The sequence below is a fragment of the Levilactobacillus lindianensis genome (genome assembly GCF_003946095.1).
GTDB lineage: Bacteria > Bacillota > Bacilli > Lactobacillales > Lactobacillaceae > Levilactobacillus > Levilactobacillus lindianensis.
In genome coordinates this window covers 132441-140131 of sequence record NZ_RHOD01000002.1, presented here as the reverse complement: position 1 = coordinate 140131, position 7691 = coordinate 132441, and the positions used below count along the sequence as shown (strand labels likewise).

Annotated in this window: 7 protein-coding genes; 4 read left to right on the top strand and 3 right to left on the bottom strand. The window is 48.8% G+C overall.

The features are described 5' to 3' along the window. Positions 1-203: hypothetical protein (locus EKM70_RS11465; RefSeq protein ID WP_225416352.1), on the top strand; the 203-nt coding region annotated here is incomplete at its 5' end. A 160-nt stretch (positions 204-363) separates the two neighbouring features. On the opposite strand, the gene EKM70_RS01355 is transcribed toward EKM70_RS11465, so the two are convergent. Next, entirely contained in the window at positions 364-942 is a 579-nt protein-coding gene (locus tag EKM70_RS01355; protein ID WP_125544533.1) for an LOG family protein, read from the bottom strand. Positions 943-1092: 150 nt separating this feature from the next. After that, positions 1093-2133, bottom strand: a complete 1041-nt coding sequence (locus EKM70_RS01350; protein ID WP_125544531.1) for an AraC family transcriptional regulator — start codon at positions 2131-2133, stop codon at positions 1093-1095. A gap of 145 nt (positions 2134-2278) precedes the next feature. Here EKM70_RS01350 and EKM70_RS01345 point away from each other — a divergent pair, with 145 nt between their 5' ends. The 3 genes from EKM70_RS01345 to EKM70_RS01335 are packed head-to-tail and all read left to right on the top strand — an operon-like array spanning position 2279 to position 6466. Continuing rightward, entirely contained in the window at positions 2279-3556 is a 1278-nt protein-coding gene (locus EKM70_RS01345; protein WP_125544529.1) for an MFS transporter, read from the top strand. 29 nt (positions 3557-3585) lie between these two features. Further along, positions 3586-5205 (top strand): alpha-L-rhamnosidase-related protein, encoded by a 1620-nt coding sequence (locus EKM70_RS01340; protein WP_125544527.1) that lies wholly within the window; start codon positions 3586-3588, stop codon positions 5203-5205. Beyond that, positions 5177-6466 carry an MFS transporter gene (locus EKM70_RS01335; protein WP_125544525.1) on the top strand — a complete coding sequence of 430 codons (1290 nt, stop codon included), beginning with the start codon at positions 5177-5179 and terminating at the stop codon, positions 6464-6466. The genes EKM70_RS01340 and EKM70_RS01335 overlap by 29 nt, the downstream gene beginning before the upstream one ends. A 148-nt stretch (positions 6467-6614) precedes the next feature. Here EKM70_RS01335 and nrdF read toward each other — a convergent pair whose 3' ends face one another. Then, on the bottom strand, positions 6615-7610 hold the full coding sequence (nrdF, locus tag EKM70_RS01330; protein WP_125544523.1) for a class 1b ribonucleoside-diphosphate reductase subunit beta: 996 nt from the start codon (positions 7608-7610) through the stop codon (positions 6615-6617). Positions 7611-7691: the final 81 nt, after the last annotated feature.

The following is a 7691-nucleotide window of genomic DNA, read 5'->3' as shown; positions in this document are numbered from 1 at the left end:
TACCAAAAAGCTGGTCGGGAGAAATCCGAAGATTCCTCTCAACCAGCTTTCATTTTGGAGACTTATGTCACAGCCTCTTTTTGCGTTCCGAACAGCTACAGTCAAAACTTGCGGTAAAAGGCCGTCATTTTCATTTGAAAACCACGGTCACACTTGTAAATTCAGAAATAGGTGGTATCCAATGGGGGTTAGATCAGACTTAGGGAATAGTGAAATGCTCTCAGAAAAAATTTATAAGGTGCATGCGTCAGAACAGATCCCGAATATGACGCTTTCGATCAGCCGGAGTGGATCGCAGCCGCAGAACGGTCTTCCTACAGAAGAGGTAACAAAAAAGGAGCCCAATCAAGGACTCCCAGCAAATTAGTTCGTGTATTTGTAAGGTAACTGGTGGTGAAAGTTTGCAAACCCATCGAAAATCTCAGCAATTGAGCTGGCGTTAATGAACAGGTCCAGGTTTTCCTTCGGGGCGAAGCCGGCATCACAGCACTTCACCATCATGGCGACGAGTTCGTCGTAGTAGTGGTTGATGTTGAAGAGGGCGATCGGCTTCTGGTGGACGTTAATTTGGCTCCAGGAGAGCATTGTCGTGAATTCTTCGAAAGTACCAAAGCCACCAGGGAGCACGATAAAGGCGTCGGCTTGCCGGAGCATTTCGTCCTTGCGCTCGTCCATTGTGGCCGTTTCCAATAAGGTTGTAATCTGCGTTTCGGCTAAACCCATTTCGCTCAGAAAGGTCGGGATGATGCCGATGACTTCGCCGCCAGCGTCCATCGTGGATCTGGCAATGGCGCCCATCAAGCCCTCTTTACCACCGCCATAGACCACGGGATGGTCATGACGGGCTAAGTACTGGCCTAAGGCATTGGTCTGTTCCAGAAAGGTCGGGTCGTATCCGTGATTTGATCCGCAGAAAACACAAACATTTTTAATTTTTGGCATAATCTGATCCCCTCATCTATTGGTAGTCGACATCATTATAAAACAAGCGCATGGCAACGCCGGTGTCATGCACCGTGATTGTTAAGCGACCCAATTTAGGTGCTGTTTAGTCGATAGTACGCCAAGTGAGTCAGGGTGACAAGAGATAATTTAGTTCTGGGGAGTGCGGCCTTCGTGGCCCCGGACTTCAGGTAACTGAGGCTGGGTAATCAGGCGTTGATGACTGACCTTGGCCTTGTAAGCCGAAGGGGTTGTGTCGAGGTATTTCTTGAAGAGTCGGAAGAGTGAGGAGTTGTTCTTGTAGCCGACAATGTCACAGATTTCGGCGGCACTACAGCTGGTTCGAATCATCAGATTTTGCGCGGCAGCTAAACGGCGGCGATCAATGAGTTCCTTGAAGCTCTTGCCAGTCATCTCACGAATCTTATCGCCGAGGTAGTTGGTATTGTAGCCGAAACGAGTCGCTAGCTCACCGAGCGACACCGTCTGGTATTCGGCACTGATAGCCCGTAGAATTGGCAGAAATTCATCGTTGGCAGGGTTGGTGTAGCTGATGCTACGGCGGCGAATAGTCCCTGGTAATTCCACCATGAGCACCGCGAAGATGAGCCGTAAGAGTTCATTCCGGTTGGCCGTGTCCTCAAGTCCCTTGATGGCGAGGCTCTCTAGGAGCTTTGTGGCGACTTCATTCTTACTGAGGTCGAAGATGATGAAATTATTGTGAGGTGAATCTTGTTTGGCGGCATTATACAGGAATTGGGAAACGGTATCCGCCGAGTTCTGGACGTAACCGGCAGATTCGGCAAAGTCATCGGTATCTCGAAGCAGAATGTTAATGATGACATCTTTCTGACCGGCGTAGTCGATCCGCTGGACTACATCGCGGTCCATAACTAGAAGTTGATGTTGGCGAAGAACGATGGGTTCGTCGTTGATGTACTGGGTACAGGAGCCGGAGTACATGTAGTTAAATTCAATGAAGTCATGCGTGTGGGCAGGGGTATAAGAGAAGCGATTGTTTTTGGTAATCGCAATATTAGATTCCTGAAAGAATTCGAATTGGGGCATTCGTGGAATCGGATGATGAATAAAGTCCAAGTTATCGTAATTGAAATTCTGGCCCGTTTTCTTTTGGTAACGCTCTACCCGATTTAAGCGAAAGAGTAGCTGACTCAAGACACGTGATGCCATATTGTGACCTCCTACAGGTAAACCAATTTATTAAATTATACAATTTTTACCTGTGATTTTGCAATCAAGGAGCTGGGCTGGAGATATTGTTGCCACTGATTTAAGCGCTTACAATTGGGGTATAAACAGAAGGAGGTTCATGAACATGAATAATGGTGAAGTTCAAAAATCGGAGTTCAGTAAATATAGACCACTTGCGATCGCCGCGGGGATTGGTTCTATTTTAGGTTCAGGAATTATTGTTGGGTTATCAGCCACAATTACCGTTTGGCAAGCCGGGCTGAATCTAACCAATGCACAGGTTGGGTTTATTTCGGGGGCGTTAACCTTCGCGATTGCCTTCGGTTCCTTATTAGCTGGGCAGATTACCAAGGCCTTCGGGTTGATTCGATCATTTAACTCCCTTAACTTGTTCTACGCTTTAGGGGCGTTGATTTGTGTGGCCGCTACGGGTTTCCCTATGTTACTGATTGGGGTTATCGTGACCGGATTTGCTTCCGGGGCTGACTTACCAATTAGTTTAACCGTGATTTCTCATGATTCGCCAAATGAAAAGACGTCAAACGAGTTAGTGTCATCGACACAAATCTTCTGGCAAATCGGGGTCTTCAGTTCCTACGTTGGGGCCTTCGTGGTTTCACGGATGGCCGGCGCTACCGGTGCACGCCTTGTCTTTACATTATTAGCAGCATTTGCTCTCATTACTTGGGCATGGCGGACATTCTCTAGCAAGTTTAAGACGTTCCATGAACAAGGGGAACAACGGCGACTCGACCACGAAAAAGCAGCCAATGTTACCGAAAAAGTTTCGATCAAGTCGGTCTTTGCCGGGTCAAATCGAGGCAAGTACATGGGCTTCTTCTTCGGGATCTTTATCTTCTACATTTGCTGGAACTTATTGGCCAACACCTTCGGTCAATTCCAAACGTTTACGTTGGTTCAGGCCAATGCTAGTCAAAGTTTCGCGACTGGTGCTGGGGTTATCTTAAACTTTATTTCCTTATTCTCTACCATGGCTTTTGCTTCCGTTTCTGGGGGCAAGTACCGGAACAAATTCTTTATTGTTGGGGCGATTGTTCAATTCGCCGCTATGCTTGGTTTAGCGTTGAGTAGCCACGCTTTATGGCCAATCGTTATCGCCATTGGGTTGTACAACATCGGGAACAGTATCGCCGGTGAAGCAATGTACAAGGTTTGGACGCAAGAATCCTTCCCAGTCGAAGTTCGTGCCGGTGTTCAAGGGTTTATCAACGGTTTCTCACGGATGTTATGTGGGTTGTTTGCCATTGTAACGCCTGCCTTAGTGGTTCCAGGCATGATCAAGTACACCATGTTTGGGTTCGCCGGGATTATCTTAATCAGTTTCATTTCCGGGGTTACCATGATGCGGCTTCAGAGAAAGCACAACATTCACGACTTCTAAAGAGAACTTGCTAGAAAGAGAGTGACAAAATGGCTTTTACATTTCAAGTAAACGATGAAGTTAAATTCAAACACGACGACGCCTTATTGGCCAAATCGCAAGGGTTCAAGCCAACCCTCAAGCACCATGTCGTGACGCCGACGGCTCTCGTCGCGTTGGACCGCCAACCTAAATTATTAGGGGGGTATGGTGTCAAGAAGGTCGCAGATGTTTCGGATCTGGTTAATCAGCCGTTGAAACGCGATGGCCAGATTATTCTGGATTTTGGCGAACACTGCGTTGGCAAGTTCAGTATTAAGGCCACGGCCACGGGGTCACCTATGGATGCGCCACTGTTTTGTCGGATTCGGTTCGCTGAAATGCCGGTAGAATTGAGTTATAGCAGTGCCGACTATGATGGCTGGCTCAGCAAATCCTGGATTCAAGAAGAAACCATTCACTTGGATCAGTTACCAGCCATGATCGACTTACCACGGCGCTATAGTTTTCGTTACGTCGAAATTACCGTCCTCGATACCTCACCAAAGTGGCAAGTCGTCTTCGATCAGCCGCAAGTGATCACTCAGTCTTCAGTGGATGCACGTCAGGTGACGGTTCCCGAACTGGCCGATCCAATGTTGAAGCGGATCTACCAGGTGGGCTTAAAGACCTTGGAAGACTGTATGCAAGAAGTCTTCGAGGATGGTCCTAAGCGGGATCGGCGGTTATGGATTGGGGACTTGCGGTTGCAGGCGTTAGCGGACTACGCCACGTTTGGAAACACCGACATTATCAAGCGCTGCCTGTATCTGTTCGGCGCCATGCCCGCCGAGGATGGTCGCGTAGTGGCCAATGTCTTCACGCAGCCCAAGGATGTGCCAGATGACACGTTCCTCTTCGACTACAGTCTGTTCTTCATTTCAATTCTCAGTGATTACGAAAATTACGACAAGGATGAACAGTTGTTAACGGATCTCTATCCCGTTGCCAAGAAGCAAATGGACGTTGCCTTAGCCAAGGTTGACGACCAGGGACAACTCCAATTGTCGGATGACTATCCGGTCTTTGTCGACTGGTCCAATGATTTCGACAAGACGACAGCCGGACAGACCGTGATGATCTACGCCTTGCGGCAATTCATCCAGTTGGCTCATCAGGCCGGAGACGATCAGGTTGACCGTTACCAAGCCGCATTAGATCAGTTGCTTAACTTTGCTCAGACTAAGTTATTTGATGCCGACCAGGGGCTCTTCGTCTCGGGACCTAAGCGTGAGGTCAACATTGCTAGTCAGGCCTGGATGGTCTTGGCACATGTCATGGATGATGCCACGAACCAGGCCATTATGCAAAAGACGGTGGCCCAGCTCTTCCCAGTCACGGGAATTGCGACCCCCTACATGTATCACCATATCACGGAGGCCCTGTTCGAGGCCGGGTTAACCGACGAGGCCATTTCCCTCATGAAACACTACTGGGGTGGCATGATTACGCTGGGTGCCGACACTTACTGGGAAGCTTATGATCCAAATCAGCAAGACTACTCACCGTATGGCAGTCCACTGCTCAACAGTTACTGCCACGCCTGGAGTTGCACGCCGGTCTACTTGATTCAAAAGTATCTTATTAAGGGAGGCCTGAAGAATGCCAAACGAGAAAGTGACGCTCAGTAGAGAGAGTAAGCTCCTGATTTTTATCGCGGGAATTGCGTCATATCTGGATGCCGCCTTGTTGGTCAGCCTCGGGGTTGCTTTACCCATCTGGGCCAAGTACCTGGGACTGAACAGTTGGACGATTGGGTTCCTGAGTACCATGCTGACGGTGGCGGTGGCCATTGGGTCCTTCGCCGGCGGTTGGTTATCCGATAAATTTGGCCGGGTTACGGTCTTCAACGTGGACATCTTCTTCGTCTTCGTAGGATCGGCGATCGTAGCGTTTGCTGGCAACCTGCCCTTGCTGGTTGTTGGGGTATTCATTGCCGGGTTAGCCTCCGGGGCGGACCTGCCAACTTCACTGGCCGTGGTTTCCGAACGAATGAACAAGAAAACCTACGGGCGAGCCATTTCCGCTACGCAGATCTTCTGGACGGTCGGGATTATCCTCTCGCAGTTCATCGGGTTTATTACCGCCAACTCGGGGATGGGGAGCATTATGGCTCTGTTCGGTTGGATTGCCTTGGTGGCGCTATTAAATTGGTCCGTGCGGGTCTTCTCCGGTAAGTTCAAGGATATTGAAGCCAATTTGGCTTCGTCCGTTCAATCGGATGAGGGAGATGACGCACCGGAAAAGAAGGTCAAATTAGGGGCCTTCTTGAAGACGAGTGGGGCATTAGTTCCGTTCATCTTGCTCACGGTGTTCTACCTATTCTGGAACCTGCCAGCTAACACCTGGGGGTCATTCGTGAACTACTTCTTGGTTACGGTCGATGGCCGGAGCCAGATGTTCTCCACGGGGACTGCACTAGTGGCAAACCTGTTCTGTTTATTGATTAATGTGATTTATCTGAAAATTTCCGACTCGAAGTACCGTTATCCAGCAATGTACGTGGGGATTGCGGTGGCTCTGGTTTCCTTCGTGGTTGCCGGGCTCTTCAGTAGTAAGTGGCAAGTCTTCACGGTGGTTTACATCTTCTATTCTGGAAGTACGGTTCTCTGTGGGGAAGCCCTCTACAAGATTTGGAGTCAGACACTCTATCCCGTCAACATGCGAGCTACGATGACCGGGTTCTCATACGGTCTCGTGCGGGTAGTCACGGCGATCTTTGCCTTGGCAACGCCAACTCTGATGAGCGTTTCTGCCAGTCTGTTATTGTGGATTATGGTGGGCTGTACGGTGGTCTTTGGTTTCAGTGCTGTTACCGTCGTGCGTTACATCAAACGCCACAACATCACGGATACGACGTTAGAAACTAATCAGAAACAAGTGACGGAATAAGAATAAGGTATCAGAAGTATTGAGAAGTTGTGCCGCAGGCATGGCCTCTCTTCTCTTGTCAAATTTGTATACGAAAAAAAACGGGCATTCACTGCGATCAACTGTTAGGTTGGTTGCGGTGAATGCCCGTTTTTCTTTGCGTTAAAGATTATTTGCGAGGATCCTCTGGATCATCGGGTTCTCCGATGTTGTAGTCACTGTCGTTCATGGCTTCAACGTTACCCAACAGATAACCATTCCCAACTTGGGAGAAGAAGTCATGGTTAGCAGTGGACGTGGAGATCCCGTTCATGACAATAGGGTTCACGTCTTCGGCCGTGTCGGGGAAGAGGGGATCTTGGCCCAAGTTCATTAGGGCCTTATTGGCATTGTAACGGATGAAGGTGAGGACTTGTTCCGTCCAGCCTACTTGGTCGTACATCAAGTGCGTGTACTTTTCCTCGTTGGCGTACAGCTTATAAAGGAAGTCATACATCCAGTCCTTCATTTGTTGTTGCTCGTTGTCGGTGAGTTCTTTCATGCCAAGTTGGAACTTGTAACCAATGTAGGTTCCGTGGACGGATTCATCCCGGAGAATCAGCTTGATGATTTCCGCTACGTTAGGCAACTTATTGTGGCCTAAGTAGTAGAGTGGGGTAAAGAATCCGGAGTAGAACAAGAATGTTTCCAGAAAGACACTGGAGATCTTCTTCTTTAAGGGATGCTCGTCATCGTGGTACAGGTCATAAATCCGCTTGGTCTTGTTCTGGAGGAACTCTTCGGAATCACTCCATTGGAAGATTTCATCGATCTCATCCGGCGTATTCAACGTGGAGAAAATCGTGGAGTAACTCTTCGCATGGACGGATTCCATGAATTGAATATTGTTTAAGACAGCGGTCTCGTGAGGCGTCCGGACGTCTCTTCTCAGAGCGGCCATCCCATCTTGGGACTGCAGGGTGTCTAACAGCGTTAACCCCCCGAAAACGTGACCCACGACCCATTGATGGTCGCTATCCAGTGTCCGCCAGTCATCCAAGTCATTGGAGACCGGAATTCGGGTATCTAACCAAAATTGTTCGGTGAGTTTTTCCCAGGTTGCCTTGTCGATTTCGTCTGAAACCGCGTTCCAGTTAATTGCGTTATAATTTTCAATTCTTGCCATTGTGTGACCACTCCTTTTCCGTGTGTCAGAGTCGGTATCTGTGGCCATCTTACCATAGATCCGCAGTCAAAAAGTCCTCGT

Coding starts and splice junctions, on each gene's coding strand:
- EKM70_RS01355 (WP_125544533.1), bottom strand. CDS start 942: ATGCCAAAAATTAAAAATGTTTGTGTTTTCTGCGGATCAAATCACGGA.
- EKM70_RS01340 (WP_125544527.1), top strand. CDS start 3,586: ATGGCTTTTACATTTCAAGTAAACGATGAAGTTAAATTCAAACACGAC.
- nrdF (WP_125544523.1), bottom strand. CDS start 7,610: ATGGCAAGAATTGAAAATTATAACGCAATTAACTGGAACGCGGTTTCA.
- EKM70_RS01350 (WP_125544531.1), bottom strand. CDS start 2,133: ATGGCATCACGTGTCTTGAGTCAGCTACTCTTTCGCTTAAATCGGGTA.
- EKM70_RS01345 (WP_125544529.1), top strand. CDS start 2,279: ATGAATAATGGTGAAGTTCAAAAATCGGAGTTCAGTAAATATAGACCA.
- EKM70_RS01335 (WP_125544525.1), top strand. CDS start 5,177: ATGCCAAACGAGAAAGTGACGCTCAGTAGAGAGAGTAAGCTCCTGATT.